Origin of the sequence: Lactobacillus huangpiensis, assembly GCF_019972815.1 — a bacterium.
Classification (GTDB): Bacteria; Bacillota; Bacilli; order Lactobacillales; family Lactobacillaceae; genus Lactobacillus; species Lactobacillus huangpiensis.
In genome coordinates this window covers 68,362-94,587 of sequence record NZ_BPPA01000005.1, presented here as the reverse complement: position 1 = coordinate 94,587, position 26,226 = coordinate 68,362, and the positions used below count along the sequence as shown (strand labels likewise).

Annotated in this window: 33 protein-coding genes; 25 read left to right on the top strand and 8 right to left on the bottom strand. The window is 35.4% G+C overall.

The window, feature by feature from the left end:
* Positions 1-10 precede the first annotated feature (10 nt).
* Complete coding sequence (locus LDM90_RS04885; RefSeq protein ID WP_223896711.1) at positions 11-655, bottom strand: histidine phosphatase family protein; 645 nt, start codon at positions 653-655, stop codon at positions 11-13.
* Positions 656-679: 24 nt separating this feature from the next.
* On the bottom strand, positions 680-1,348 hold the full coding sequence (locus LDM90_RS04880; RefSeq protein ID WP_223896710.1) for a M57 family metalloprotease: 669 nt from the start codon (positions 1,346-1,348) through the stop codon (positions 680-682).
* Positions 1,349-1,551: 203 nt separating this feature from the next.
* Between LDM90_RS04880 and helD the strand changes: the two genes are divergently transcribed.
* Both helD and LDM90_RS04870 read left to right on the top strand, forming a co-directional pair.
* Positions 1,552-3,846, top strand: coding sequence for an RNA polymerase recycling motor HelD (helD, locus tag LDM90_RS04875; RefSeq protein WP_223896709.1), 2,295 nt, complete (start codon positions 1,552-1,554; stop codon positions 3,844-3,846).
* 9 nt (positions 3,847-3,855) lie between these two features.
* A complete protein-coding gene (locus LDM90_RS04870; protein WP_223896708.1) occupies positions 3,856-4,305 on the top strand; it encodes a GNAT family N-acetyltransferase in 450 nt (149 codons plus the stop codon).
* A 15-nt stretch (positions 4,306-4,320) separates the two neighbouring features.
* Here LDM90_RS04870 and LDM90_RS04865 read toward each other — a convergent pair whose 3' ends face one another.
* On the bottom strand, positions 4,321-4,893 hold the full coding sequence (locus LDM90_RS04865; RefSeq protein ID WP_109585786.1) for an SGNH/GDSL hydrolase family protein: 573 nt from the start codon (positions 4,891-4,893) through the stop codon (positions 4,321-4,323).
* Between the two features lie 95 nt (positions 4,894-4,988).
* Here LDM90_RS04865 and coaA point away from each other — a divergent pair, with 95 nt between their 5' ends.
* From coaA to LDM90_RS04835, 6 genes are all read left to right on the top strand, one after another.
* A complete protein-coding gene (gene coaA / locus LDM90_RS04860) occupies positions 4,989-5,903 on the top strand; it encodes a type I pantothenate kinase (protein WP_045927456.1) in 915 nt (304 codons plus the stop codon).
* A gap of 75 nt (positions 5,904-5,978) precedes the next feature.
* Positions 5,979-6,968, top strand: a complete 990-nt coding sequence (locus LDM90_RS04855) for an ornithine cyclodeaminase family protein (protein ID WP_223896707.1) — start codon at positions 5,979-5,981, stop codon at positions 6,966-6,968.
* 196 nt (positions 6,969-7,164) lie between these two features.
* Positions 7,165-7,737, top strand: coding sequence for an elongation factor P (efp, locus tag LDM90_RS04850; RefSeq protein WP_223896706.1), 573 nt, complete (start codon positions 7,165-7,167; stop codon positions 7,735-7,737).
* Between the two features lie 308 nt (positions 7,738-8,045).
* On the top strand, positions 8,046-8,582 hold the full coding sequence (locus LDM90_RS04845; RefSeq protein WP_223896705.1) for a TetR/AcrR family transcriptional regulator: 537 nt from the start codon (positions 8,046-8,048) through the stop codon (positions 8,580-8,582).
* Between the two features lie 101 nt (positions 8,583-8,683).
* The gene (locus LDM90_RS04840) at positions 8,684-9,550 is read left to right on the top strand and encodes an FMN-binding protein (RefSeq protein ID WP_223896704.1); all 867 of its coding nucleotides are present in this window, start codon (positions 8,684-8,686) and stop codon (positions 9,548-9,550) included.
* Positions 9,501-10,718, top strand: coding sequence for an FAD-binding protein (locus LDM90_RS04835; protein ID WP_223896703.1), 1,218 nt, complete (start codon positions 9,501-9,503; stop codon positions 10,716-10,718). The genes LDM90_RS04840 and LDM90_RS04835 overlap by 50 nt, the downstream gene beginning before the upstream one ends.
* Positions 10,719-11,168: 450 nt before the next feature.
* Here LDM90_RS04835 and LDM90_RS04830 read toward each other — a convergent pair whose 3' ends face one another.
* Together LDM90_RS04830 and LDM90_RS04825 are read right to left on the bottom strand one after the other, a co-directional pair.
* Complete coding sequence (locus LDM90_RS04830; protein WP_223896702.1) at positions 11,169-11,393, bottom strand: hypothetical protein; 225 nt, start codon at positions 11,391-11,393, stop codon at positions 11,169-11,171.
* Between the two features lie 15 nt (positions 11,394-11,408).
* The gene (locus tag LDM90_RS04825; protein ID WP_223896701.1) at positions 11,409-11,828 is read right to left on the bottom strand and encodes a hypothetical protein; all 420 of its coding nucleotides are present in this window, start codon (positions 11,826-11,828) and stop codon (positions 11,409-11,411) included.
* Between the two features lie 187 nt (positions 11,829-12,015).
* On the opposite strand from LDM90_RS04825, the gene LDM90_RS04820 reads away from it, so the two are divergent.
* Positions 12,016-12,357, top strand: coding sequence for a hypothetical protein (locus tag LDM90_RS04820; protein WP_223896700.1), 342 nt, complete (start codon positions 12,016-12,018; stop codon positions 12,355-12,357).
* Positions 12,358-12,498: 141 nt separating this feature from the next.
* Here the strand turns inward: LDM90_RS04820 and LDM90_RS09420 are convergent, their stop codons facing one another.
* Positions 12,499-12,624: a hypothetical protein gene (locus tag LDM90_RS09420; RefSeq protein WP_274381257.1), complete on the bottom strand. Its 126-nt coding sequence runs from the start codon at positions 12,622-12,624 to the stop codon at positions 12,499-12,501.
* 194 nt (positions 12,625-12,818) lie between these two features.
* Positions 12,819-13,499: a hypothetical protein gene (locus LDM90_RS04815; protein ID WP_223896699.1), complete on the bottom strand. Its 681-nt coding sequence runs from the start codon at positions 13,497-13,499 to the stop codon at positions 12,819-12,821.
* A 56-nt stretch (positions 13,500-13,555) separates the two neighbouring features.
* Between LDM90_RS04815 and yaaA the strand changes: the two genes are divergently transcribed.
* The 11 genes from yaaA to LDM90_RS04760 all read left to right on the top strand — a co-directional run bounded on the left by yaaA (position 13,556) and on the right by LDM90_RS04760 (position 21,850).
* A complete protein-coding gene (gene yaaA, locus LDM90_RS04810) occupies positions 13,556-14,323 on the top strand; it encodes a peroxide stress protein YaaA (RefSeq protein ID WP_223896698.1) in 768 nt (255 codons plus the stop codon).
* A gap of 29 nt (positions 14,324-14,352) precedes the next feature.
* Positions 14,353-14,958 (top strand): histidine phosphatase family protein, encoded by a 606-nt coding sequence (locus LDM90_RS04805; RefSeq protein ID WP_223896697.1) that lies wholly within the window; start codon positions 14,353-14,355, stop codon positions 14,956-14,958.
* 139 nt (positions 14,959-15,097) lie between these two features.
* The gene (locus LDM90_RS04800) at positions 15,098-15,619 is read left to right on the top strand and encodes a TetR/AcrR family transcriptional regulator (protein ID WP_223896696.1); all 522 of its coding nucleotides are present in this window, start codon (positions 15,098-15,100) and stop codon (positions 15,617-15,619) included.
* On the top strand, positions 15,619-16,680 hold the full coding sequence (locus LDM90_RS04795; protein ID WP_223896695.1) for an ABC transporter permease: 1,062 nt from the start codon (positions 15,619-15,621) through the stop codon (positions 16,678-16,680). The genes LDM90_RS04800 and LDM90_RS04795 overlap by 1 nt, the downstream gene beginning before the upstream one ends.
* Before the next feature lies 1 nt (position 16,681).
* Complete coding sequence (locus LDM90_RS04790; protein WP_223896694.1) at positions 16,682-17,356, top strand: ABC transporter ATP-binding protein; 675 nt, start codon at positions 16,682-16,684, stop codon at positions 17,354-17,356.
* Between the two features lie 492 nt (positions 17,357-17,848).
* Positions 17,849-18,070: a hypothetical protein gene (locus LDM90_RS04785; RefSeq protein ID WP_187154892.1), complete on the top strand. Its 222-nt coding sequence runs from the start codon at positions 17,849-17,851 to the stop codon at positions 18,068-18,070.
* Between the two features lie 109 nt (positions 18,071-18,179).
* Positions 18,180-18,791, top strand: coding sequence for a TetR/AcrR family transcriptional regulator (locus LDM90_RS04780; protein ID WP_198213646.1), 612 nt, complete (start codon positions 18,180-18,182; stop codon positions 18,789-18,791).
* A gap of 141 nt (positions 18,792-18,932) precedes the next feature.
* Positions 18,933-19,472, top strand: coding sequence for an NADPH-dependent FMN reductase (locus LDM90_RS04775; RefSeq protein ID WP_223896693.1), 540 nt, complete (start codon positions 18,933-18,935; stop codon positions 19,470-19,472).
* A gap of 11 nt (positions 19,473-19,483) precedes the next feature.
* A complete protein-coding gene (locus tag LDM90_RS04770) occupies positions 19,484-20,032 on the top strand; it encodes an NADPH-dependent FMN reductase (protein ID WP_223896692.1) in 549 nt (182 codons plus the stop codon).
* An 85-nt stretch (positions 20,033-20,117) separates the two neighbouring features.
* Complete coding sequence (locus tag LDM90_RS04765; RefSeq protein WP_223896691.1) at positions 20,118-20,909, top strand: tyrosine-protein phosphatase; 792 nt, start codon at positions 20,118-20,120, stop codon at positions 20,907-20,909.
* 11 nt (positions 20,910-20,920) lie between these two features.
* The gene (locus tag LDM90_RS04760) at positions 20,921-21,850 is read left to right on the top strand and encodes an FAD:protein FMN transferase (RefSeq protein ID WP_223896690.1); all 930 of its coding nucleotides are present in this window, start codon (positions 20,921-20,923) and stop codon (positions 21,848-21,850) included.
* A gap of 150 nt (positions 21,851-22,000) precedes the next feature.
* Here the strand turns inward: LDM90_RS04760 and LDM90_RS04755 are convergent, their stop codons facing one another.
* Positions 22,001-22,537, bottom strand: coding sequence for a CvpA family protein (locus tag LDM90_RS04755; protein WP_223896689.1), 537 nt, complete (start codon positions 22,535-22,537; stop codon positions 22,001-22,003).
* 157 nt (positions 22,538-22,694) lie between these two features.
* Between LDM90_RS04755 and rsmG the strand changes: the two genes are divergently transcribed.
* The 5 genes from rsmG to LDM90_RS04730 are packed head-to-tail and all read left to right on the top strand — an operon-like array spanning position 22,695 to position 26,209.
* Positions 22,695-23,417, top strand: coding sequence for a 16S rRNA (guanine(527)-N(7))-methyltransferase RsmG (rsmG, locus tag LDM90_RS04750; RefSeq protein WP_187154898.1), 723 nt, complete (start codon positions 22,695-22,697; stop codon positions 23,415-23,417).
* Positions 23,418-23,432: 15 nt separating this feature from the next.
* Complete coding sequence (gene noc / locus LDM90_RS04745; RefSeq protein WP_198213658.1) at positions 23,433-24,281, top strand: nucleoid occlusion protein; 849 nt, start codon at positions 23,433-23,435, stop codon at positions 24,279-24,281.
* A gap of 15 nt (positions 24,282-24,296) precedes the next feature.
* Positions 24,297-25,076: a ParA family protein gene (locus LDM90_RS04740; RefSeq protein ID WP_034979054.1), complete on the top strand. Its 780-nt coding sequence runs from the start codon at positions 24,297-24,299 to the stop codon at positions 25,074-25,076.
* A complete protein-coding gene (locus LDM90_RS04735; protein ID WP_223896688.1) occupies positions 25,054-25,941 on the top strand; it encodes a ParB/RepB/Spo0J family partition protein in 888 nt (295 codons plus the stop codon). The genes LDM90_RS04740 and LDM90_RS04735 overlap by 23 nt, the downstream gene beginning before the upstream one ends.
* Positions 25,934-26,209 (top strand): DUF951 domain-containing protein, encoded by a 276-nt coding sequence (locus LDM90_RS04730; RefSeq protein ID WP_034978905.1) that lies wholly within the window; start codon positions 25,934-25,936, stop codon positions 26,207-26,209. Before LDM90_RS04735 ends, LDM90_RS04730 begins: the two co-directional genes overlap by 8 nt.
* Positions 26,210-26,226: the final 17 nt, after the last annotated feature.

The following is a 26,226-nucleotide window of genomic DNA, read 5'->3' as shown; positions in this document are numbered from 1 at the left end:
AATGGAGGCATCAGAGCTTTAATTTGTCATATGAAACAACTTTTTTCTCTTGCTCTGTCAAATTCATCACTGTAATTGAAGCATTACGAGGTCGTTCTTTAATATCAAAATCGCTGTAACGATCGGCAATACTATGGATGGTAAAACCATGAGTTACGAGCAAAATATTTTCAGCCCCATCTAATTGACCGATTAATTTAAATCCCTTATTTATTCTATCCCAATATTCTTTTGCATTTTCTGCGTCATGAAAAGGATCAGCTTCTTTAATCCAGTCTTTCACTGTGTCTAATGATTCATTTTTGAGCATTTCAGCATGGCTTTTATAACCGTGAGGACCACTGATCATTTGCCAAGCAGCATCTGAATCCATACCCTCAAAATAGCCGTAAAAATGTTCACGGAAAAAAGGAGTTGCGATATGTTGAATTTCATCACGGTTAACATTGTGTTTAATGATGATGTCACAAGTGTCGCTGGCTCTTTTCATATCACTTGATAATGCAATATCAAAAGGCACATTTTTTAAAGCTTCACCAACTTGGTCAGCACCTGCTATTCCTTTTTCTGTTAGTGGCGTATCACACCAGCCTTGCATCTTGTTATAGCGGTTAATAAAGGTTTCACCGTGACGCACTATATATATTCTTTTCATTTTACTCCTCACAAATCTAATATTTTATTCTTTGTATAATTTTTGAACATTTTCAACGTCGACAGGCTCAATTGGATACAAAGAACCGGTAGGATACATTACAGACACTCCATTATTATGTTTTAGTCCGATTGCATGTCCCAATTCATGTTCGACAGTATTTAAAATACGTTGGTAAGTATAACTATACGGTGAAAAATTCTGTAAGTAATAAATATTTAACCTGGTAACTGCGGAATACATGATTCCGGTTTTCACGTAATAATGAAAAGTAGTATAACCCGCATAATTGGTATTGGGGCTGTAAACCTGTTCAATCACGATATTAGCTTTTTTCTTGTTTTTGGTTTCAGTAAAAGTAAAGGCTTTGGTATCATTCCATGCATCAATTGCATCTTTAGTAGCTGAAATTAATTCTTCATTATCATTAAGATCAATGTAAACAGTGGCTTTAGGCTTTTTCCAGTGCCAAGAAGAAGCTATAGCAGCTGTATTCTTTTTCTTGGTTTTTTTAGTTTTCTTTGTTTTCTTTTTAGCATTTTTTGCCTTTTTAGCAGTTTTCTTGGCATAAACAGTCTGAGAAGGCCAACTGAATACAGAATTATCAGCAATCGGAGCAATTGTACTTTCAATTGTAAAAGTTACAACCAGCGCACATGCTAATTTTGATAAAAAATGACAAAATTTTTTCATACCTTAATCAACTCCATTACCTTACATTATATAGGAAAAGTAGAAAAAGTTTCATAATTTACTGACTTTAACACATAAAATTATAATCGTTATCAGGAAATTTTTGCAGATTTCACTGTTTAGCAAAAAACGAATCCAAGGTTTTAATATAAACCGATTTCATGGTAAAATAGAATGCAAGTTTTGGAAAATTAGGTGAGTTTATGACAAAAGCGATGGATGATAGAGAATTTGAGCAAAAGCATCTCGATAAGATTTTAAAAATGATACGGGCTAAAAAAGCCGAGTTGTCCTCGTCAATTAAGTCCGCTGAAGGAGAAGCCCAAGATCTTAATTCACACTTTTTTGATGATGTAAAATTAGATTATGACGGCTATTCAACATCTATGGAAACTGCTTTGTCTATTCACCAGCAACAGCAGTTACTTGATGAACGTCAAAATGCTTGGCAACATGCCGCAAAGCAACTAAGCACGGTCCAAAAATTAGAGCAAAAGCCTTATTTTGCCAGAGTTGATTTTAAAGAAACTAATGAAAAGCCGGAAACTATTTATATTGGTCTGGGTTCTTTTGCGGACAAAAATAATCATTTCTTGATTTATGATTGGCGTGCACCAATTTCATCAATTTATTATGATGGTAAGATTGGTAAGGTTTCTTACATGTCGCCTGAAGGTGAAATTACCGTTGATATGACCAAAAAACGGCAATTCATGATTGAAAACGGCAAGATTATTAACATGTTTGACACCAATGAGTCTATTGGTGATCAGATGCTGCTGGAAGTTTTAGGTGAAAAATCCGGCACGCAAATGAAATCAATTGTGACAACGATTCAGCGTGAGCAGAACAAAATCATTAGGAACACCAGTGCCGACTTATTGTTTGTTCAAGGAGCTGCAGGCTCAGGTAAAACTTCTGCAATATTACAGAGGATTGCCTATCTGCTGTATCGCTATCGTGGCAACCTTACCAGTAGTGATGTCATCATGTTTAGTCCTAATCAATTGTTTAATGATTATATCAAAAATGTTTTGCCCGAGATGGGTGAACAAAACATGGTGCAAATGACTTACTGGCAGTTTGTAGCTAGAAGACTACCGGGAATGACTGTTGAAAATTTATTTGATCAATTTGAAGACAGCAAAGCTGATTCTGCAATTAGTCAATTTAAGGATTCAACAAATTTCTTTAATTTGCTGCACCATTATGCTAAACACCTCAATAATCGAGGTGTAATTTTTAAGAATATTTACTTCCGTAATAAAAAGAAACCATTTTTTACGAAAGAAAAAATCAGTGAACTCTATTATTCATTTAATTCCAATTATAATTTGAGCAATAGAATTGATGCTACGCGAGAAGGATTAATAAAATCACTCAATCGCAAGATTAACAGCGAAACTAAAAAGGCCTGGGTGTCTGATGCCATCCAAAATCTTAGTCAAGAGCAGCTGAATGCTTTATATGATCGTCCAGACCAGGAGTTTGAATCAGAGGAAAAAGAAGAAAAATTCCTCAGCCGTAAAATTGTCGTGAAGGCACTTGATAAAGTTTTCCAGCAAATTAGACGGAATAATTTTATTAATATGCGTGCACAATATTTGAACTTTTTACGTGCTGTTCCTAAAATGACTGACCTAAGTAAATGGCGAATTGAAGAAGCAGATTGGCAAAAACATATCGAAGAAGTTAAGCAAAGTTTTATGAAGCATTATATTCATATGAATGATGTTTCGGCCTACTTATATCTTTATGATCTGATCACAGGCCGTCATGTAGATTATGAAATGCGTTATGCTTTTATTGACGAGATTCAGGATTATACGCCGTTTCAACTTTGCTATCTGAAATATAATTTTCCTCGCGCTAAATTCACGATGTTGGGTGATTTAAACCAGGCTATTTTTACCAAAGATGAAAGTAGAAGTCTGCTTAAGCAGATCAGTGGTTTATTTGATCCTGAAAAAACTGATGTTGTCCAATTAACTAAATCTTATCGTTCAACAAAACAGTTGACTGAATTTACCAAGCAAATCCTGCGACAAGGTGAAAAAATTGAATCGTTTGACCGTCAGGGTCCCAAACCAGCTCTTTGGCAACGTTCTGATGATGTTGCTACAATCAAGGTACTGGAACAAATACTAGATGAAAATAATCAGGCTAACATGACAACTGCAATTATTACCAAGGACTTGGCCAGTGCCAAAATAGTGGCAGAAAAGCTCAAAGAAGACAAAGTGAAAGCAACATTGATTGCCACTGCCAATCAGCGCTTAGTTGACGGCACTTTAGTGATTCCATCTTATTTAGCTAAAGGCCTGGAGTTTGATGCCGTCATTATGTGGGCTGCCTCAAAAGAAAATTATCATCGCATTGATGAAACGCAACTTGTATACACAATAACTTCTCGGGCGATGTACAAGCTTGATATTATTTATACTAACGAAAAGAGTCCACTTCTGGAAGTAGACCCGAAAACTTATATAGAAAAGTAGGAAGATTTTATGACTGACAGTGAAAAATTTACTTTCAAACGGGTTGCGCAAATGACAGGACGCGAAATGTTTTGTGTAGCTCGTTTACGAATAGATACGTTTGTAACCGAGCAGGAAATAACAGTACCAGAGCTTGATGACCAAGATTTAGACTCAATTCAGGTTTATTTGCTCAATACTGAAAAAACAAATGCATTGGCCGTTTGTCGTATTTTTCAAGAAAATGGCAAGTGGATGTTAGGCAGAGTAGCAGTAGCTGCAGCAGCCCGCGGGCAAAAGCTGGGAACCAAAATGATGAAACAGGTTCATGAATACCTGCGTGATCAGGGTGCCGACCGGCTTTATTGTCATGCACAATGGCAGGCAAAGCCCTTCTATGATTTTTTAGGCTATCACACTGAAGGCGAGCCATTTGTAGAGGCTGACATTAAGCATGTTATGATGTATAAAGATTTATAAAAATGATAACTTGCACTATATTTGTGCAAGTTTTTCTTTAATTGCCGTCACTACCAGATTTATTAAAATTTGATTTCCAATAGTAGTGAGATGTTGTCCATCTTCTTGATAATACGAAGATAAATTTTTCAACGGACAAAAGTTGGCGATTAAGTTAATAAAGGGGATATTATACTTGCGAGCACAATCTGCAGCAATTTGATTGTATACTTTCATATCTTCAAGATTATAGTATTGCATGATGTACTTGTTATTAGGATCTTCATAAGATGGACCTGCAATAATCATTTTAGCGCTACCGATATTTTCAACCATGTAATTCAGGTTCTTAGCATAATCAATGCTGCTAATGCCCCAATCACTTGACATGTCGTTTGTACCGTATTCGAGTACCACTATGTCGGCATCTTGCGGAATTAAATTTAGACGCTTCTTGCCTTCAGCAGTAGTGGCGCCACTTAAAGATAAGTTTATAATTTGCACATTTGCGCCTAATTCTTTTTGCACGCCCGCAGTTATGACATTAGTATCACGGCCAGCATGGTAGCCATTAAATAAAGAATCGCCAAATAGAATTATCTTTTTCATAGTTTTGCCTTTCTTTTTGATTAGAAGAATTAATTAGGAGACTTTATACTTTTATTTTACTATATTAAAGAACATAGAAATTTAAGGATATTAGAATGAAAAATTATTTACAATTTAACAGGGAAAAATGGCAGTCTTTTTCTGCCACTGAATCAGTTAAGATTACTAAAGAAGAACTGGCAAAGATAAAATCTTTAGGAGATATTATTAATTTAACTGATGTTCAAGAAGTTTACAGCAGTTTAATTAAGTATCTTTATTTAGTTTATCAAGGGAAACGGTCATTGCAACAAAAGCAAAGCGAGTTTTTGCAGCAGAAAGTTGCCAGCGCGCCTTTTATTATTGGTATTTCTGGTTCAGTAGCAGTGGGTAAATCTACCACAGCCAGACTTTTACAATTATTGCTTAGCCGGACATATCCTGATTTGAAAGTACACCTGATGACCACAGACGGTTTTATTTATTCTAATCAGGAATTGGAAAGACGTAATCTGACTGACCGTAAGGGCTTTCCTGAAAGTTATAATATGAAATTACTTACCGACTTTCTGCAAGATGTATTGAGTGGCAAAAAAGATATTGTTTACCCACTTTATTCTCAGGAATTAAGTGACATTGTGCCTGGGGAATATGGCCATGTTTGTGAACCCGATATTTTAATTATTGAGGGCATTAATACGCTGCAGTTGCCAACCAATGGTCAAATTGTGACAAGTGACTTTTTTGATTTTTCAATTTATATTGATGCTCCTGAGGATCTGATTGAAAAGTGGTTTATGCAGCGTTTCGTCAGGGTAATGGAACTAAATAAAAATAATCCGCATAATTTTTATTATGAGATGGCTAATGGTCCCAGGGATGAAGCCTTAAAGTTTGCAGAGGAAACTTGGCAAATGGTGAACTTGGTCAACTTACGTGAATATATTGCTCCAACAAAGCAACGCGCCAATTTAATTTTGCATAAAACTGCAGGTCATGTTATTGATCAGATTTATCTTAAACAAATCTAATGTGTGCCTATACATAGGAGTAATTTATAATAGGCTTTAAAAGTATGAACTTAAGAGTAAATACAGGAGGAACTAATGTTACTGTTAAACAGAAGTGATATTGAAAAATGTTATTCCTTAAAAGACTGCATTGATGCAGTGGCCGATGCTTTTAAATATTTTTCTGCCGGTAAAGTAGACGTGCCGTTAAGAACTCAGATTCTTAAGCAAAATGGTAAAGATACCTTTTTGTGTATGCCGGCTTTTTGTGAAGAGTATGATGCGGCATGTGTGAAAGTGTTGAACATGTTTCCTGAAAATATTAATCAAGGCTTGCCTTCAATTAATGCTCAGGTGTTAAATATTGATACCAAAACTGGAGTAGTTAATGCTATTTTGGATGGTAATTATGTTACCCAATTGCGCACAGGTTCTGCTTCTGGCGTGGCGCTGAAATATTTGGCAAAAAAGAAATGCAGAAAAGGTGCATTAATTGGTACGGGAGGTCAAGCTGCTACACAACTTGAAGCAATGCTGATCGTACGTGACCTGGATGAAGTTGCAGTCAGTGACCTTGATTTTGAACGTGCCCAAAAGTTTGCTGGAAAAATGCAAGAACAATTAGCGCAATACCATACCAAAATCACTGCAGTTAAGACAGGAAATGAAGCCGTGAAGGATGCAGATGTGATTATTACTGTTACGCCGTCAACTAAACCGGTTTATGATGCTCAATTTATTAAAAAAGGGACAACTATCTGCGGCGTTGGTGCTTATCAGCCACAAATGGAAGAAACCCCAGCTGAATTAGTCGCTAAAGCAAATAAAATTTACTTTGACTCTAAAGATGCCGTTTTAGCAGAATCTGGCGACATAATTATTCCGTTAAATAAGGGCATGGTTTCAAATACTAGCTTTACTGGTGAGATCGGTCAAGTGATTAGTGGTGACTTAATTGGGCGTGAAAACGATAACGAAATAATTTTCTTTGAAACTGTTGGCATTGCTGCTCAAGACCTGATGGCAACGAAGTCTATTTATGATAAAGCCGCAAGGCAAAATGTAGGCACACAAGTTAATATGTAATTTCACTACAAATAAATATTTGGTTTATATTAAAATCATAAACCACTGATTTAGTGGTGTTGATAAAGTCCAAATTTTGTTATACTAATCATTATGAATGAGATTTATTTACTATTAATTAAAAAATTTGCTTTACCTCCAGCGTGGTTTTCTTAAAACAGTAATTAATTCAGAAAAAGATTTAAAGGAGTAAAAAATGGTACAAGCAATTAACTTAAAAAAGGGTATGGTCTTTAGTCAAGATGGCAAACTAATTCGTGTTTTAAAGGCTAATCACCATAAGCCGGGAAAAGGCAACACTGTTATGCAAATGGATTTGCGTAATGTTGAAAGTGGTGCTGTGGTTCATAAAACTATGCGTCCAACCGAGAAAGTAGATTTAGTCGAAATCACCAAGAAAAATGCGCAGTATCTTTATAATGAAGGTGATATTTATACTTTCATGGATACTGAAACTTATGAACAATATGAGGTTTCAGCAGAACAACTCGGTGATGATAAACTTTTCCTGATGCCTAATATTGAGGTTCAATTGGAATTTGCTAATGACAGCAAGCTGCTTGGTGTGGAATTACCATCAACTGTCACAATGAAAGTAGCTCATACTGAACCGGGCATTAAAGGCGCTACTGTTACCGGTTCCGGCAAACCAGCTACTATGGAAACAGGTTTGGTAGTCCAAGTTCCCGACTTCATTAAGGAAGGTGAAGAACTGGTTATCAATACTGCAGAGGGTGCCTACAAGTCAAGAGCCGAAGGTGGCAAGTAACTTTATTTATTATTAAATGAGTAATTAATTGGCGTAACCGTATAAGTTACGTCTTTTTTGATATAAAATTTAGCCTATGGCATTTCTTATTGTGAACGTAAAGCAACATGGAAAATTAACTTAAAGCTGCAATTAACTAGTTTAGTTTTTAGACATAATTCAATAGATTTAAAATTCGATTTTGGTATCAAGGTTAAGAAAGTTCGTCATTTTACTTTGACTTAAATTTTTGCACTTTAGGTATGAGTATATAATAAAATTAACGAAACCGTTCATACTTGGAAACTGAATAAAGGGTATAGCTAAAAATGAAACAAAAAGTTAAGGCTAATGAAACAAAAATAAGAATAGCCAGCATGTTAAATGAATTGCTAAAAGAAAAAGACATTGAAAGAGTTTCGGTAGTTGAACTTTGTCAAAAAAGTAATGTCTCTCGTACTACTTTTTATAAATATTTTCAGGACATATACGACATCCACCAATGGTTATGGAAATATTATTTGGCGGACTGCATGAATAATATTTATGTTCAATATGGATGGTATGATGGCCTGTTAAAATTCTTCTCTGTGATGTTAAAGCACAAGGAATTATTTCAAAACAGTGAGAAGGGGATCACACCATTTCCAGAACAAGGTTATGAAAATGTATTAAAAATTATTAAACAGAAATTTTATCAAAAAGGCATATATTTAACGGCAAAAGAAAAAGTAATTCTAAAATACTGCATTTATATGCAAGCCTCAGCTACTTCTAAATGGATAAGGGATAAAATGCAAGATGATCCTAAAGAAGTAACTAAAGCTTTAATTTATGCCCTGCCTGATTTTATTCCTCGAAATTAACGCTTATGTTAACAAAATCACGAATCTGTAAATTGATAGATTGGCTAAATAATCTAATCTTGTATGTGAAGACAGTAACATGCTAGATTGGAGGAATTAAAATGGCAAGTTATAAAGATGGCAATTATCATGCAGAAAATCAAGGAATGCATGATTTGGTAAAAGTAGATGCAAAAATCAAAAATAATAAAATCGTTGAATTACAGATTGACGCTAGTAAAGAGACTAAAAATATTGGACAGTTAGCAGCGCCCAAAATGCAGGCTAAAATTTTAGCAGCACAAAGTGCAGATGTTGATGTAATTAGTGGTGCGAGTGTCACTTCAAATGCAATTAAGAAAGATATACAGGAAATCATAAATGAAGCCAGTGGAAAGCCAGCTCAAAGTAAAAGCATAAAGAAGGCTCCTGACTGGCTCGGAAATGAGCCTGAAATTGATTCTGAAGAAATAAAGAAGGTTATTCATGCTGATATTGTAATAGTTGGTGGTGGCAATGCTGGAACAATGTGCGCCTTTGCTGCCAGTGAAAAGCACAAAAAAGTTGCTGTAATTGAAGCCCAAGCGGAAGATAATGTCTATTATTACGGTATGCATGATATAGCAGCTGTTAATTCTAATTTTCAACTAGAAAATGGTGCGCCTAAGATTAAAAAGAGCGAATTTATTGCTGAGTATCAACGAAGAACTCATAATCGGACTGGTCCTATGCTAGTCAAGCAGTTTGTAGATAATAGTGGTGCTATGATAGATTGGCTAATGGATCATGCTGCTCCTGAAGTTGTTAACAAAGCTTGTTTGTTAAATGTTACTTCTAAACATGATTATTTACCTCAAGGCAGGGAAATAAATAAGTTTACCAGTTGGACAGGTGCTGTGCAAATTAACTATAATGCTGCTGCCCCCAAATTAATAGCTGATGCTGAAAAGCAAGGAGCAAAATGGTATTGGGAAACTAAGGGGGGTTAAACTAATTCATGAATCATATTCAGTTGAAGAGCAAGATGAAAAAACTTCTGAAAATGGTGAAGTGAGTTTCTTTAGTAAAAAAGTGCCTCATCAAAAAGTTACGGGAGTTATTGCAAAAGATAAAAATGGTCAATTTATAGAGTTTTTGGCTAATGATGCGGTTGTTCTAACTGGTGGGGATTATGGTGGTAATCCTCAAATGTATGAAGCTTTACAAGACGAGAAAAGAAATGTATATGAAGCTCATGGCTTGGACACAGAAGAATTACACTGTCCAAGTTTTGGCAGAGATGGCAGTGGCATAAAAATGGCTTTATGGGCTGGAGCTACAATGGATCCGGGTCCACGTTGTGCGGTTGATCCTCAGGTTATTTTAAATTCTGATAAATATGCAACCAATGTTTTACGCTGGGGCTCAAGCTTTTCAGGACAGCCTGCACCTGAAATAGGCGCATCACGGTTTAATCCTTGGGGGTCACCATTTGTTTACTTTGATAGCAATGGTAAGAGATTTACTGATGAAACTGTTCTCGGTGTATTTGGAATGAGAGAGCGTGTTGAAAGGTCGAAACCGGGAAGATATTTTGCAATTTGGGATAGTCAGTGGCCAGAATTAATGCGCAGATCAATTCCAGAGCACTTTTCTGTACCAACAGGCGGTGATGAAGAAGTTGATTTGTATCAAGAATTCCAATCATGGCTTGATCGGGGCGCTAAAGGTGCAAAGACCAATCCAGGCGAAACAGTTTCATGCTGGGGCGCCCAAGATTTGGACACTTTGCTTACATATATGCATTTGAATGAAGAACAAAAAGAAAATATTAAAGCAGAAATTGCTAAATATAATCATTTCTGTGAACAAGGTGAGGATACAGACTTCGGTAGGGATCCGAAACTCCTATTGCCGGTTAATAAAGGTCCATTCTTTGGCATGTACTTTGTTGAAGATAAGCCAATGACTGGAATAGTTACCTTAAACGGAGTTAACACAGATTCTGAGCAACGAGTAGTTGACTCTAACTGGAATCCAATCGACAATTTATACGCTTGTGGTAACAATGCCGGTGAAAGATTCGCAATCGAATATTCTACCCCAATGCAAGGCTTGACTCTTGGCATGGCCATGACCTTAGGTTGGGTACTCGGTTATCAATTAGCGCAGAAGTAAGATTATATTTTTTAAAGGACAGTACCTGCAGTTTTAAAGTGATCCGTAGAATTAGCCAATATTGCAAATGTGGGTCCGGCCCGTAAACCAGTGAGAGAAACCACGACTCAAGTTGACCTGGAAATTATTAAGATGCTCAAGTATTATGGATCTGAATTTATAGTTAAAGCTAACTGATTAACTTTGATACCATTATTTCATGATTATTCGCTGCGTTAGAAGAGACAGCATCTCCTGATGAAAAGCAATGATGAACAAGATGCAATAGTGGATTTAGAAACTTTAATATTAAAAAAAGACTGACAAATTTCGTTTGTGAAACGCTGATTTATCAGTCTTTTTGTTTATAACAATCTTAGCTAATGCGTAATAAGTATTTTCCTAGTCTTTTTTATTCACTTCAGAGAAACTGTTGTTAACTTTTTTGGGATTAATTGGCTCTCCAAATATTTATTTATTTTTTCTAGAACTGTCATGAATAAATAATTTACGAGTATCAAAGGTAGTCTTATGGTAAATTGTATTATATAATTTTCTTTTTGGATGAGCCCAACCCATACCACGCTTGCCATAGTTGGGAATAATAGCTCTTTTTATAGCCCTTGTTGCTCTTCCCTTTGTTCTGGCAGAGATAGACCTTCTTAAACTAGGCTTTCTAAAACCAATTTTAATCATTATTTATTCTTCTCCTTAATCTTCCCATTTACATAAGGTGTAACCCTGATTAATAGCCCTTTTTAATGATATTTTGGTTATGTTTCCATGTGCTCTTCGAAGACCACGGCAACTCGGATTAAAATGATATCTTCTCCCCGAATTAGGAGCTATATAGACTTTACGTACATTACGTTTGGCGGCACTTTTACGCTTTTTTTGCTTTCTTTTTGCAGCTAACTTTCTTTTGCGAGTAGCTTTTCTTCTTTTAACAGTTACTTTTTCAGTAACTACTTTTTTTGCATTACTTTTTACTACTTTTGTTGACTTTGCAATAACCGTTTGTTGTGCATCTTTTATACCTGTGCTGCCAGAAACAAAATTAGTGAAAAAAGTTATAAAAATCACTACAAAGCAAAACCATATTTTTTTATAAAAAGGTTTTTTATTCTGCATATTTTACCTCCCAAATAAAATAATTAGTTCCTTAATATAATCATATCGCATATAGAAATAAAAAGTGCAAGTTTTTATATAAATGTATATAATAAAAATCATATATATTAAAGTGGAAAAATGTTTGGAAACAAAATCTTGATTTTCATTTAAGTAATACTTGTGTAATAACCAAGGGGAGAAGATTATGAGTATAGGACCTTTGTCAGAGTGGGTTACTGCAGCTGCAGAAATTGCTGCTGTATGTGTTGCTTTATTTTTACCTGTTTATGATAAAAAGCAGGAAAAACGTAAAAAGACACGCAATATGAAGGCAATTTTTAGATTTTTAATTAGAAAAGCACTAGACGAAAAAGATACGTCAAATTTAGAATCTTACTTTAAAATAAGTTATTTGGTGATTGATAGTAATGACGATAAACAGATTTATTCAATAGTGCAACGTGCAATTGAAATTTTAAATGATGAAGATATTACGCAGGATAAAAAAGAAACAGATGTTGAGCAACTGCTGGAATATCTTAAATAAAAAATATCTGTTTCAATGTAATAAAGGATCAGGAAAAGCCAGTCTTTGAGGTTAACAAAAAGACATTGAGTATATTAATCAGTGCCTTTTTCATGTCTAATTTTTCTTGGACTTATATTATTTGTTCGCGAATTTTCAAAACTAATTATTGAGTACCGGTAGCTTTGGTCTAGCTAAATATTTAATTTCTGAGACTTTGATGAAATCTCCTCTTCCAGCTGCAACTTTGTAAAACAATTCTGCTTTATTATTATCAGAATTAATCATCTTTACAGCCTTTGCTACTCTGATTTAATCTTCCTTTTTGACCAAGATGTCTCATAACTTTACAGTTTTTATCATAGTATTAAATCATTAAAAAACTGATAAATCTTTGTTTCATGATATAACCTGAATTTTTATTCAAGTGACATAAATTTAACAAGATTTATCAGTTTTTAAGTTGAAACTGTTATAGATCACTAATATTTAGTTTCTTTAATATCGTCTTCTGGCCGGTGCTCTTGAATCCGAATTAGCTGCCATGTAAAATCACTTTTAGGCACACCATCTAAGTTTATGCTCAATTCGTCATCAGCAAAAGTGAAATCCAGCTCAATCCTATTCTCAATCATTTCAATGCGATTAGGCTTATTTACTAAACCCTGGACTTTAATTGCTTCTGGCAGGGGAGCCTTGATGAAAAGATACTTTTGATAGTGCACGTGTCTGTTTTGTAATACAAAAGCATTATTTTCAACAACCCCACTTATTTTAAGCGCGCAGGGTTCGCTTTCATTAAAAGCATGGCCAAAAAGATGCATCCAGTTGTTGATTTGCTTAAGCATTTCTTCAGTTTCAGAAGACAACTTACCATTATCTGTGACCGGAATATTAATTATCGTATTTTGCCCATCTTTACGATTGGCTACAAGCTTTGCAACTGCATCTGCTGGGACTAAATCACAACTTTCTTGGATAGTTTCTGCATCGACCAAAGCAATAGTATATTTTGCACAAGCTTTTTCAAAGTCGGTTTGATAAGCGTCAACGCTGACAGCCCGGGCTCCAATATTGCGAGCAGTTTTAACTAAAAAATCAGCGTCTACATCTTTTGCGCTTTTTAGTTTAAAATTTAATACGATGGCAAAATCAGGATTCATTGATTTCTCTCCTTCAGTAGATATTATTAATAAGTTTAACCCAAAAGGTGGTAAAGATGAAAATTATTATTTCACCTGCAATGAAAATGACAGTTGATAATGACTCTTTTTCTGCAAGGACACACCCACAATTTTTAGCTCAAGCTCAAGAATTAGCTGCTTTTCTAAAAAAATGCAGTTTTAACGAATTACAAAAAATTTGGCAATCTAGTGATCGTACAACTAAAGAAGGTCAAAGACAAATTCAAACTCTAAACTTGAGTCAAAAAGCTGGCTTAACTCCTGCGATTATTTCCTATTCTGGCATTCAGTATCAATATATGGCTCCCGACCTGTTCACTAAACCCGCCCTGTCTTATTTGCAAGAGAATGTCCGTATATTATCAGGTCTGTACGGTGTTTTGCGACCTTTTGATGGCGTGTGGCCATACAGATTGGAAATGAAAAACAAGGTAAAGGGGTTTAAACAGCCTAATTTATACCGATTTTGGGGCACGACAATTGCGGACAATCTTTTTGATGAAGATCAGATACTCATTAATTTGGCTTCTAAAGAATATTCGCGCAATGTTACTCCATACGTTAAGAATGGCAGACAGATGATTACTGTTGATTTTCAAGAAAGGAAAAATGGTCAGTGGAAAACAGTTGGGGTGCATGCCAAGATGGCTCGCGGAGAAATGGTGCGCTATATTGCTGAAAACCAATTAACTGAACCGGAGCAACTGCAGGACTTTCATGATTTTGGTTTTGTGTTTGAGCCGAAAGTTAGTACTGATGACACTTATGTTTTCAGGACAAAGTTCGATTTTAAACGGCGCTAAAATTTAAGATATAGAAATGTGAGGTTATTATGCAAATTGTTTTTGTTCGCCACGGTCAGACAGATTTAAATAAAACCGGTCGTATTCAAGGTTCGGTTTTTGATCATGATTTAGATGAGACTGGTCGTGCATGTGCTGAAAAAGCTGCTGCGAATTTCGATCCTGCGGGATTTGATGTAGTTTTTTCAAGTCCTTTAAAGAGATCTTTGACAACCGCTGAAATTTTTACTAAAGGACAAAAAGAAATAAAAATTGATAAAAGGCTAACGGAAATTAATTTTGGCGAATGGGATGGTCATTTTCTTTCAGAGCTGGGGCAAAAATATCCTGATGCCATTGATCCTTGGGGCAAGGCTGCAGCTGACTATATTAAATATGCACCAAGTGGCGAATCTTTTGCAGCATTGGATAGAAGGTGCGGCAGTTTTTTAGATGATATGAAAAAGAATTATTTGACTAAAAAAGTGCTTGTATTTTGCCATGGTACTTTAATTAGAATGATGTTTGCCCACTATTTTACGCATGGTGACATGAAGTATTTTGAAACCATGGATAATTGTGCTTTAGCAAAAGTTTCCTATCTTAATGGTATTCCCCGGGTAAATTATTATAACCGTATTTTAACTTTTGAATAGCGTACTAAGCCTCATTGAAGAGGCTTTTTTTTATGAAAACAATTATTCGAGCATTATAATTGACCACTAAAAATAAATGAACTATTATTTTTATAAAGTGACACTGTGTCACTTACTACAAAAGGAGATGATTAGGAAAATGGCTAAGTCGACTTTTATTAACTTGCCTGCTGGTAAAAAGAAAAAAATTGAAAGTGCATTGTTAAAAGAATTCAGCAGCTATCCTTTGGCAAAAGCACAAGTAGCGCGAATAGTGAAAGAAACAGGCATCGCACGCGGGGCTTTTTACAAATATTTTGTTGATTTAGAAGATGCATACCATTATATGTATGAATTAGCTCTAAAAAGTATTCATTTGCCCATAAAAATAAAAACACAGTTTGATGCACAACAATATTATGACAATGTTGTGCATTTTATTGAAGAAATGCAGGCAAGTACATATGCGGGATTAATAAAAATGCATATCTTGTATAACGAAAGTTCACCTGGTCATCCTTTTACACCAAAAATACTAGCTGGATTAGATCCGCAGAATTGGAGTGCAATGGTGCTCAGTCATGCCACCATTCGCTTAGTATTAACAAATCCAGTTCAAAAAAAGGCAATTATGACTCGTTTTAAAGCGAGCTTGGAACTGTTAAACAAAGGAAAGAATTAATGTTTTTAGCAATTAAAGAAATAAAAAGAGAGAAACTACGTTATGGGTTAATAATCTTAATGATTTTTTTGATTAGTTATCTCATATTTGTCTTATCGGCACTAGCAACTGGCTTGGCCAGTGAAAATACGCAGGCACTTGAATCTTGGGATGCTCAAAAAGTAGTCTTAAATAAAAATGCTAACGTAAGCATGAGTCAGTCATTTCTAACAAAAAATGATTTAAAAAAAGCAACACTGTCTAAAGATGAAGCTTTATTGGGTCAAATTCCAGTGGTAGTTAAGAAAGCCGGACGTCCTCAAATTTCAGCACAATTTATTGGAGTTAAAAAGAAACAGTTTATTTATCATGATCAGGAACTTATTGCGGGTAGAAAAGCAAAAAAGAATTATGAGGTGGCTGTTGACCAGGCGTTTGAAACCAAAGGGTACAAATTGGGCGACAAGCTTGCACTTAACGGCTCAAGCAGAAAGTACAAGATTGTAGGTTTTGTTAAAAATGCGAAAATTAATATTGCTCCAATTATTTACGGGACATTGCAGTCTTGGAAAAAATTGCGGCAAGGGATGCCAACTTTAGAGGTTTCAGCTCTAATTTCTCGTAATCATAACTACAAGTATAATTATAAAGATAGCAAAACGTATCCCATTGACCAATTTATTAAAAAGCTCCCAGGATATACAGCACAAAATATGACTTTTGAATTGATGATCGGATTTTTATACATTATTTCATTAATTATAATCGCAGTTTTCCTATACATTTTAACAATGCAAAAAATGCATAACTATGCGGTCATGCGTGCTCAGGGGATTCCCAGCAGCACTTTAGTAAAAGCAACCGTTAGCCAGGCAATTATATTGGTCCTTGCTGGATTAGTCATTGGCTTGGCAGCAATGTTTGTGACAGTTAAGGTTTTACCGGCCGCAGTTCCCATCAGCTTCACGCCAAGAATCATTCTGACCAGTACAGTAGGTTTGTTGTTAACGGCAATTATCGGCAGCTTAATTCCAATCAGATCAATTTTAAAAGTAGATCCGGCACAGGCAATAGGTGAATAATATGGCAATTATCGAATTAAAAAATGTTCAAAAAGTTTATGGTACTGAAGCTGCACAAGTTGTTGCTCTTAAAAATATCAATTTTAAAGCTAACTTAGGTGAAGTGGTTTTAATTATGGGCCCTTCAGGAGCAGGTAAAAGCACCTTTTTAACAATAGCTGGTTCTTTGCAAAAACCAACTACAGGAGAAGTTATTGTCAATGGTCAGAATATTGCACGTATTTCAGCAAAAGCAAGTGATCATTTACGACTAACGCAGCTGGGTTTTGTATTGCAGGCTTATAATTTAGTTCCTTTTTTAAAAATTAGAGAGCAGTTCGAACTGGTTAATAAGGTAAAGAAAAAAGGCAATATCAGTCAAGAAAAATTACAGGAATTATTAAAGCAGCTTGGTATCAGCTCTTTACTTGATAAATATCCGAGTGAATTATCGGGCGGTCAGCAGCAACGGGCAGCAATTGCTCGTGCACTTTATGCTAATCCTCAAATTTTGCTGGCTGATGAGCCTACTGCTTCACTTGACAGTGAAAATGTGGCAGAAGTAGGGCAATTGTTTAAAAAACTGGCGAAAAATTATAATAAGGCGGTTTTGTTGGTAACGCATGATCCAAGATTAAAGCAATATGCAGACCATATTTATGAGATGATGGATGGAAAAATAAAGCAAGAAATTTAGTTATTAAATTTAACAAATAAAAATAACAATATAAAAAATAACCATGAAAATCATTTTGATTAAAAGCGAGAAATCAATTAATCTTTTAAGCTGGTAGTAATTTTATTATTTGTAATAATTTTAGTTTAATATTAATAATGTTATTAATTAAAATTATTTTTAAAAAGTTTAAATTTTACAGAAAATCCTTAATTCTTTTGTGTTAGAAAAAAGTACTTTGCCCTTGACAAAGTACTTTTAAATTTACTATTCTTATTAGTGAAAAGATGATGTTATTTTTTATAGTAAGATTACAAATGTAATTAAAAGTAGAATTATTAAATTGTTTTTTAACTGCTTGAGTAAATTACTAGGAAATAATGATTTCTTTGCTAAAATAACAAAAAGGTATTTTTGAGTATATGCTTCAGTTTGGTATAATTTTTATTTTATTTATTATCGGTACGAGTATACTATATAACTGAGTAAAGCTATTCATGTAGAGGTAAAGCAATGAATGATATCCCCGAAGATAAATCGATTAAGTTATCAACCGATTACCAAAACCATAGTATTAATATGACTTTCTCAGACAATTTAACAGACGACTCTGAGCGAGGCTATATTCTTTCCGCTGCTTTCTTTTCCTATTGTGCTGCGCAAGGCTTAAGCAAAGAAGAAGTGAATGGCATGGTTTCGACTTATTATGATGAGTTTTTAAATTATGGAGATTAATTGACTCATTTCAAATATTTGTCTAAATGAAGTTTTGATAGTAGTAATACTGTCTCTAGAAAACTGGTTTATAAATAGTACGTTTAAAGTTAATCAAGGAAAAACCAAAATGGCTAGAAAAAAAGAAATAGGAAAAAATAAGATATTAAGTATTGCCTACAAAATGGTTGTTAAAGATGGTATTGGGAGTTTAACTGCTCGCAATATTGCTAAGGCTGGTCATTTTTCTACTCAACCGTTGTATCTTGAGTTTAATAGTATGGAAGATTTACGCAAAGAGGTTTTGCGTAAAATTGCGGACAACTTAAAGAATAATATTTTACAAAAAAGTTACACTGGTAAGCCATTGATTGATATGGATTTATCGTATATTGATTTTGCTAAGGAAGAAGAAAATCTTTTCAGGGCGATGTTTGTTGACGGTAAATTTGGTAGTAAAATTATAGCCGATACATTAATTAATTTTGGTATTGAAAAATTTAAGGAGCAATATCCAGATAGTAATTATTCCGAAGATAGAATTAGAAGTGTCGTTATTGCTAACTGGATTACTACCAGTGGTATTGCCTCATTAATAGTTAATAAAATTGCAACATTTTCGCAAACACAAATTATAAATGTTTTAACAGCCCAGATTAACGACGCAATCTTAAATGATTGGCTAAGCAAAACAAATAAGATTTCATTATTTGATACTAATGAAGTCAAAAGCAAAAAATAAACCTAATCCATTATTATTAAAGGATTTATTGGTAGCAAGCAGGTATTAAATTATTAAAACTACCTGAAAGCAGAAACATGTTAAAAAGGTACGGATATGCTATAATTAGTACAGAAATTAGTTTCCTGAAAGGTGGTTTTTATGAAAATCCTTGCATTATCTGGCTCAAATGCCAATAATTCATTTAATGAGGCATTGCTTAAATTTATTTCTAAGCATTTTGCCGACAAGTATGATTTTAAGTTTGCAACTGTTAAAGGGTTGCCAATGTTTAAAGAGGGTGAAGATGCTCCTGAAGCAATCCAAACCTTGAGTAAAGAAATTGAAGACGCTGATTTAGTTTTAATCGGTTCCCCTGAGCAACAACACTCTGTTACCAGTGCGTTAAGTAGTGCACTTGAGTGGTTATCCTGTGTAACTCACCCATTTAAGGGCAAGCCAGTTGCTATTGTTTCAACCTCACCAATGCCACAAGGTGCATCTCGTTCACAAAGTCGTTTGAAGAGTTTGTTGACTGCGCCAGGCTTTGGCGCTAAAGTCTTTAACGGTGATGAATTCATGATGGGTGTTGCACCAACACAATTTGATGATAATGGTGACTTAAAAGATGAGTCAACCGTTAAATTCTTAGGTCAATTTTTCGATGAAGTTGATAGTTGGTACGCACAAGTAACTAAGTAGGAGGGCCGAGAATGAAAATATTAGCAATTGTTGGTACAAATGCATCTTTTTCATATAATCGTTTTTTAGCACAATTTATTGCTAAGCGTTATAGTGATAAAGCAGATATTGAAGTAAAAGAAGTCGATAAATTGACGCCTTTCTGCAGAACAGAAATGGCTGATGACACGATTAAGGCCTGGATTGAAGACGTTAAGAGTGCTGATGGTATAGTAATCACTACTCCTGAATATGATCATACTATTCCTGCTGTTTTAAAGAGCAGTCTTGAATGGTTAGGTTCACATGCAGGTCCTAATGTTATGAAGATGAAGCCAGTTGCTGTTGCCGGTGCATCTTATGGTTCACAAGGTACTGGTCGTGCTCAAGAAGATATGCGTGAAATTTTGCTTTCACCTGATATGAGTGCAAATGTTTTGCCAGGAAACGAAGTTTTGATTGGTCAAGCTCCAGATAAGTTTAACAAAGAAACTGGTGAGTTGACTGATGAAGCAACTATTAAGCAGTTAGATGGCATGATGGATAACTTCTTCAAGTTTGTTGAGCAAGCACATAAATAAACTTTTGCCAGTTTAACTGGCAGAGAGTAAAATAACCGGATAGGAGCATCCTATCCGGTTATTTTTAATGTGAAAGGAAGTTGGCATGACTGAACCTGTTGTTTTACCTGTAAAATCTGTGCGAAATCCCCGTGACTTGGGTGGCTATATTGGCTTAGACGGCCACAAAATTAAAAGTCATCGCTTATTGCGTACGGGCAACATAAGTAAAATAATTCCAAAAGATGAAAAATTTTTGCTTGATTATGGTCTGACTAGAATTATCGATTTGCGTTCTCCAGCTGAGTGCAAGGCTAGTCCCGACCAAAAAATACCAGGTGTTGACCATTACGAATTTCCATTGTCAGTCGATGACAATACTGGTGGCAACGGACTAGACATGAGTATAGATTTTGAGCATTATCGCCATGATCAATATGCTGGCTTCTATACTATGTGTCAGAGATATCATGACCATGTCAGCAATAAATTTTCTCAGAATAGTATTCGTCAAATCATTAATTTGATTGCTGCTACGACAGAGGGTTCTGTTTTATACCATTGTTCGGAAGGTAAAGACAGAACAGGATTAGTAACTGTAATATTGCTTTACATTTTAGGAGTAGATTTAGAGACGATTCGACAGGATTATCTTTATTCGAATTTGATGCTCAACGATTACCGCAAAGTTCGTGATGAACAATTTAAAAAAGCCGGAGAAAATGATAAGTTTCGTGCTAACATGCGTATTTTAGGTTCAGTAGCAAATGCGTATATTGATACGAGCTTGATTACAATCAATGAAAACTATGGCGATATTGATTCTTATATTTATAAACAATTAGGAATTGATGAACAGATGCAGGAAAAAATAAGAGAAAACTATTTGGAGAAGTAGGGATAAAATCAATGATAAAAAATTTAGCTTTAGAACAACAAGTGGGACAACATCATGCTTTAGGCACATCAATAACTTTACAAATCTTTGGAGCACTGGATAAAAGCGTCATTAATGATTCTTTTACTTTGATTGATCATTATGAAGATCTGTTAACAGTTAATCGTGATGAATCTGAAGTTATGGATGTAAACCATGCGGCTGGTAAACATCCCGTGCAAGTTTCCAGTGGTACCTATGATTTGATCAAATTGGCAGTAGAAGAGAGCCGAAAAAATTTTGGCTTTAATGCTTTAATTGGTCCAGTCGTTAAACTATGGGCGATTGGTTTTAAGGATGCCCATGTTCCAACTGATGTTCAGATTAAAGAAAGGATGAAACTGATTGACCCGTTTAGCGTTGACTTAAATGATGCTGATCAAACCGTCTTTTTGAAAAAGTCAGGAATGGAATTAGATCTTGGCGGTATTGCTAAAGGCTGGATTGCGGATCGTATCAAAGATTTCTGGATGGCCTATGGCGTTCATGCCGGAATTATCAACCTTGGCGGAAATATTTTACTTGTTGGTGACTCTCCTAAACGGACTAGTGGTCAGTGGTCAGTAGGAGTGCAGGATCCTAAAGAACCTCGTGGCAATAATATAGCTTCGGTAATGGTGCCACAATGTTCAGCTGTTACTAGTGGTACCTATGAACGATATCTAGAAGTTGACGGTCATAAATACCACCACTTAATTGACCCTAGGACCGGCTATCCTGTTGAAACAAATTTAGCTGGAGTCACTACTTTTACCAGGTACTCAGTTGAAGCAGAAATTGAATGCAAAAGGCTGTTTTTTGCAGGAAAGCCCATTGCCGGTTGGCATGATGATCCTGATCGCATCGGAGCTGTTTTTGTATATAATGATGAGCACGTTGAGTATGATAATTTTCAAAAGTAGTAAATAAAAAGGTGCCCAAAGGAAGGCACTTTTTTTGTTACATTATGTTTTTATCTTAAAAGATAACGATAAAGAAGTCATTTTTAATTTTATAAAAACAAAAACAGCTTTTAACCAACAGGCAAAAGCTGAGTTCTGATCTTAATTATTTTAAGCTGCAGTTCGACTAATACTAAAAATGCTGTTAAACAGACCATTGGATAAACCTGGCGTATTGTAAATAATGAAACGGATAAATGATGAATCAAGAGTCTGCTGGATAAACCACGGGTTTTGCAAGGCATTTAACATAGACAAAATAATATAAACGAAAAAATAACTGGCAAAAAAAGACGCGACAGCACCTAATACGCTATCTAGTAAATTACCAAAATTAGTTGCATGAGGATTTTTATTTGGCATCCATCCCTTAAAAATCTTAACCACCATTTTGCCGATAAAGACAATAACGAAAAAGGCTAAAAAACGGAAAAGCATCAAATTGGTTCCGGGAGTTAATGTGGTTTGAATATTTTGTCCCGTGATCTGACTATAAAGCCAATTGCCGACAGGATTTTGAAAAAGTATTGCTGCAATGAATACAATGGCAGAAAAAACCAAATTGATGATTAGTCTGGTAAAGCCTGTTTGAAATCCTTTATAAGTTTTTAGTGCCAAATAAGCCAGAACAATTAAAGTAATAATCATATTAATCTCCTTTGACGATATTATAGCTTAATTTATGCGTTTAGACTTTGACGATAGTCAAAAAATATTCCATAATTAAAGGGATGCATTGACTTTACAATAAGCCATTTTTAGCGTTAAATTTAAAGGGTGTGAAACAAGGTTTCACGGGTGAAAAATGAATCCTGAACAGTTTGTCCAAGAATTATCAAAACGTAATTTTAAATTAAATGAAAATCAAATCAACCAATTTAACCAATACTTTACCAGTCTGATTGAGACTAATAAAAAAGTTAATCTAACACGAATAACAGAAAAAGATGATGTTTACTTAAAACATTTTTTTGACAGTATTACTCCTCTTTTTACGTTTGGCGAAATATTTACGAAATCTCAGACTTTGTGTGATGTTGGTGCAGGAGCAGGCTTTCCTTCAATTCCTTTAAAAATTATGGTGCCTGAATTACGAGTAACAATAGTTGATTCTCTTGGCAAAAGACTGAACTTTTTGCAGGAATTAGTCACTCAACTGGACTTGAAGAATGTTGCTTTAGTTCATGGACGCGCAGAAGATGTTGGACAAAATAAGCAGTATCGTGAGCAGTTTGATATTGTAACTGCCCGTGCTGTTGCCAATATGGCTGTGTTGAGTGAATATTGTTTGCCACTAGTTAAGAAAAATGGCAATTTTATCGCTCTTAAAGGACCAAAAGCCGAAGATGAATTAAATTCCAGTCAAAAAGCCTTAAAAACTTTAGGTGGCAAGACAACTGCTGTAAAAGAATTGCAATTGCCTCATAGCAGTGAAGACCGCACGCTGATTTTGGTGAAAAAAGTGCAGGCCACACCTAAAAAGTACCCGCGGCAGGCGGGCACACCACACCGTAAACCAATTCAATAAACAGGGGGACTCAAAATGTCATTATTTTCTTCTTTGCGTCATCATGAAGAAATACCTAAAAATAAACAAGTTCAAGATATTGAACTAAGTAAAATTAAACCTAATTCATATCAGCCACGGCATGAGTTTTCTGAAGAATCAATTCGTGAATTAGCAACGACTTTAGATAAAGATGGCTTGCTTCAGCCTATTATTGTGCGTGAAAAGGGCGATGAATATGAAATTGTTGCTGGTGAACGCAGATTGCGGGCCGCAAAACATCTAGCTTGGGAAAAAATTCCGGCTATCGTAAACAATATGGATGATAGTCAAGCTGCTTCATTAGCTTTAATAGAAAACCTGCAAAGAGAAGATTTAAATCCGATTGATGAAGCACAAGCCTATAATAACCTCATGAAGTTAAATAATTTAACTCAAACAACTTTGGCTCAAAATATTGGCAAGTCGCAATCTTATGTAGCGAACAAGTTGCGCCTTTTAAAGTTAACGCCTAAGGTGCAGAGCTATTTAGCCAGTGGAGAAATTTCTCCTCGTCATGGACGCTGTCTAGTCGGACTTAGTGAAAAAGATCAAAGCCGCGTTCTCGATGAAATTTTGGCTCATAACCTTAATGTGAGCGACACCGAAAAAATAGTTAAAAATGTAGAACAATATTTTGCCGGTAAAAGTGCTATGGATAAAGAAAAAGAGCAGGCTGAAAGAACAAGACGAGCAGCCAATCGAATTCCCAAAGACCTAAAAGTGCAGATTAATACGATTAAAAAGGCAATAAAGCTTGCACAGCAGTCAGGTATTAAGGTTAAGTTTAAGGAAAATAACGATCCTGATGATTATATGATTACTATAGAATTAAAAAGAAAGTAGGAAGGCATGGAAAATATGGTGAGTGTAATTTCGGTTGCTAACCAAAAAGGTGGCGTTGGCAAGACGACCACAACTATTAATTTAGCGGCTTCGATTGCGGAACGCGGATATCAAGTCTTAATTGTGGACATTGATCCGCAAGGTAATGCAACCTCTGGCTTGGGAATAGAAAAATCCGAGATTGATCAAGATATTTATAGTGTTTTGATTAATGATGTTCCGCTTAAAGATACGATTTTCCATACCTCGACTAATCGCTTGGATTTAGTTCCGGCAACTATTAATTTATCAGGTGCTGAAACAGAATTGATTAGTATGATGGCACGTGAAACTCGCTTAAAATCTGCTTTAGATTCAATTAGTGGCAATTATGATTTTATCTTTATTGATTGTCCACCTTCTTTAGGGCAATTGTCGATAAATGCATTTACAGCATCGGATTCAATTTTAATTCCGGTTCAAAGTGAGTATTATGCAATGGAAGGTCTGAGTCAGTTGCTTAATACGATTCGTTTAGTACAAAAACACTTTAACAAAGACCTTGGAGTTGAGGGAGTTTTACTGACTATGCTGGATGCCCGGACTAATCTGGGCGCTGAAGTTGTTAAAGAAGTACGTTCCTATTTTTCTGATAAAGTTTATAAAACTATTATCCCGAGAATTACCAAATTGGCGGAGGCACCTAGTTATGGGGAAGCAATTACTGAGTATGCGCCAAATTCTCGTGGTGCCGAAGTTTATGATGATTTAGCTAAGGAGGTGTTGAAGAATCATGGCAAGAAACTCAAGAAGTAAAGATACAAAAAAACATGGTGGCCTGGGTCGCGGAATTGAAGCCTTGTTTGAAGATGAGCCGCAGATTGAAGACAATGAGGAAGAAATTCAGGATTTAAACTTAGGCGATATCAGACCTAACCCATATCAGCCACGCAAAAATTTTGATGATAAGTCTCTTAAAGAGCTGGCTGATTCAATTAAAGAAAACGGGGTTTTTCAACCGATAATCGTTCGTCAGTCAGTTAAGGGCTATGAAATTATCGCTGGTGAACGCAGGTTTCGTGCCTCAAAACTAGCCAAAAAGACTACAATACCTGCCATTGTGCGTGACTTTAGTGAAAGCCAAATGATGGAAGTTGCGGTTCTGGAAAACTTGCAACGTGAGGATTTAACACCGCTTGAAGAAGCCCAGGCATATGAAATGCTGCAAAAAAACTTAGGCTTAACTCAAGAAGAAGTTTCAAAAAGAATGGGCAAATCCCGTCCTTATATTGCAAATTACTTGCGTTTGCTTACTTTACCAAGCAAGACAAAGCATTTGCTTCAGCATGGTGATCTTTCAATGGGTCAGGCCAGAACGCTTTTAGGTTTAAAAAACAAAGACAAGATTGATGAAGTAGCAAAACAAGTGGTTAAAGAAGGAATGCCAGTGCGCAAAGTTGAGGCACTGGTCGCCAATCTTAATGCTAAAAAGCCACGCAAAAAGACAGTGCAGAAGTCACCTTTTATTCGTGCTACTGAACATCAGCTGGCTAATAAGTTGGGTTCAACTGTCAATATTTCTGAAAGTAAAAAGGGCAGTGGTCATTTATCTATTGGCTTTTCTTCAATTGCCGAATTAAACAGAATACTTGACGTGTTGGGAGTCGATCTTGATGAATAAAGAAATTTCCTATAGTTTAGCGGACACGGTACTGATGAAAAAACCTCATGCCTGTAAAACTAATGACTGGGAGATTCTACGCTTAGGAGCAGATATCAGGTTAAAATGTATGGGCTGCGGCCACATCGTAATGATGCCGCGTTCAAAATTTACGCATAATTTTAAAAAAGTTTTAACTAAGGCGAATGATCCGGTCAACACTAAAAATGAGCTTTATGTGCCTAAAAATGAAATAGCACAACCGCACTTTAATCAAGATAATAACTGATTTTGTTTTAGAAAGAG

Coding starts and splice junctions, on each gene's coding strand:
- LDM90_RS04885 (WP_223896711.1), bottom strand. CDS start 655: ATGAAAAGAATATATATAGTGCGTCACGGTGAAACCTTTATTAACCGC.
- LDM90_RS04880 (WP_223896710.1), bottom strand. CDS start 1,348: ATGAAAAAATTTTGTCATTTTTTATCAAAATTAGCATGTGCGCTGGTT.
- helD (WP_223896709.1), top strand. CDS start 1,552: ATGACAAAAGCGATGGATGATAGAGAATTTGAGCAAAAGCATCTCGAT.
- LDM90_RS04870 (WP_223896708.1), top strand. CDS start 3,856: ATGACTGACAGTGAAAAATTTACTTTCAAACGGGTTGCGCAAATGACA.
- LDM90_RS04865 (WP_109585786.1), bottom strand. CDS start 4,893: ATGAAAAAGATAATTCTATTTGGCGATTCTTTATTTAATGGCTACCAT.
- coaA (WP_045927456.1), top strand. CDS start 4,989: ATGAAAAATTATTTACAATTTAACAGGGAAAAATGGCAGTCTTTTTCT.
- LDM90_RS04855 (WP_223896707.1), top strand. CDS start 5,979: ATGTTACTGTTAAACAGAAGTGATATTGAAAAATGTTATTCCTTAAAA.
- efp (WP_223896706.1), top strand. CDS start 7,165: ATGGTACAAGCAATTAACTTAAAAAAGGGTATGGTCTTTAGTCAAGAT.
- LDM90_RS04845 (WP_223896705.1), top strand. CDS start 8,046: ATGAAACAAAAAGTTAAGGCTAATGAAACAAAAATAAGAATAGCCAGC.
- LDM90_RS04840 (WP_223896704.1), top strand. CDS start 8,684: ATGGCAAGTTATAAAGATGGCAATTATCATGCAGAAAATCAAGGAATG.
- LDM90_RS04835 (WP_223896703.1), top strand. CDS start 9,501: ATGCTGAAAAGCAAGGAGCAAAATGGTATTGGGAAACTAAGGGGGGTT.
- LDM90_RS04830 (WP_223896702.1), bottom strand. CDS start 11,393: ATGATTAAAATTGGTTTTAGAAAGCCTAGTTTAAGAAGGTCTATCTCT.
- LDM90_RS04825 (WP_223896701.1), bottom strand. CDS start 11,828: ATGCAGAATAAAAAACCTTTTTATAAAAAAATATGGTTTTGCTTTGTA.
- LDM90_RS04820 (WP_223896700.1), top strand. CDS start 12,016: ATGAGTATAGGACCTTTGTCAGAGTGGGTTACTGCAGCTGCAGAAATT.
- LDM90_RS09420 (WP_274381257.1), bottom strand. CDS start 12,624: ATGATTAATTCTGATAATAATAAAGCAGAATTGTTTTACAAAGTTGCA.
- LDM90_RS04815 (WP_223896699.1), bottom strand. CDS start 13,499: ATGAATCCTGATTTTGCCATCGTATTAAATTTTAAACTAAAAAGCGCA.
- yaaA (WP_223896698.1), top strand. CDS start 13,556: ATGAAAATTATTATTTCACCTGCAATGAAAATGACAGTTGATAATGAC.
- LDM90_RS04805 (WP_223896697.1), top strand. CDS start 14,353: ATGCAAATTGTTTTTGTTCGCCACGGTCAGACAGATTTAAATAAAACC.
- LDM90_RS04800 (WP_223896696.1), top strand. CDS start 15,098: ATGGCTAAGTCGACTTTTATTAACTTGCCTGCTGGTAAAAAGAAAAAA.
- LDM90_RS04795 (WP_223896695.1), top strand. CDS start 15,619: ATGTTTTTAGCAATTAAAGAAATAAAAAGAGAGAAACTACGTTATGGG.
- LDM90_RS04790 (WP_223896694.1), top strand. CDS start 16,682: ATGGCAATTATCGAATTAAAAAATGTTCAAAAAGTTTATGGTACTGAA.
- LDM90_RS04785 (WP_187154892.1), top strand. CDS start 17,849: ATGAATGATATCCCCGAAGATAAATCGATTAAGTTATCAACCGATTAC.
- LDM90_RS04780 (WP_198213646.1), top strand. CDS start 18,180: ATGGCTAGAAAAAAAGAAATAGGAAAAAATAAGATATTAAGTATTGCC.
- LDM90_RS04775 (WP_223896693.1), top strand. CDS start 18,933: ATGAAAATCCTTGCATTATCTGGCTCAAATGCCAATAATTCATTTAAT.
- LDM90_RS04770 (WP_223896692.1), top strand. CDS start 19,484: ATGAAAATATTAGCAATTGTTGGTACAAATGCATCTTTTTCATATAAT.
- LDM90_RS04765 (WP_223896691.1), top strand. CDS start 20,118: ATGACTGAACCTGTTGTTTTACCTGTAAAATCTGTGCGAAATCCCCGT.
- LDM90_RS04760 (WP_223896690.1), top strand. CDS start 20,921: ATGATAAAAAATTTAGCTTTAGAACAACAAGTGGGACAACATCATGCT.
- LDM90_RS04755 (WP_223896689.1), bottom strand. CDS start 22,537: ATGATTATTACTTTAATTGTTCTGGCTTATTTGGCACTAAAAACTTAT.
- rsmG (WP_187154898.1), top strand. CDS start 22,695: ATGAATCCTGAACAGTTTGTCCAAGAATTATCAAAACGTAATTTTAAA.
- noc (WP_198213658.1), top strand. CDS start 23,433: ATGTCATTATTTTCTTCTTTGCGTCATCATGAAGAAATACCTAAAAAT.
- LDM90_RS04740 (WP_034979054.1), top strand. CDS start 24,297: ATGGTGAGTGTAATTTCGGTTGCTAACCAAAAAGGTGGCGTTGGCAAG.
- LDM90_RS04735 (WP_223896688.1), top strand. CDS start 25,054: ATGGCAAGAAACTCAAGAAGTAAAGATACAAAAAAACATGGTGGCCTG.
- LDM90_RS04730 (WP_034978905.1), top strand. CDS start 25,934: ATGAATAAAGAAATTTCCTATAGTTTAGCGGACACGGTACTGATGAAA.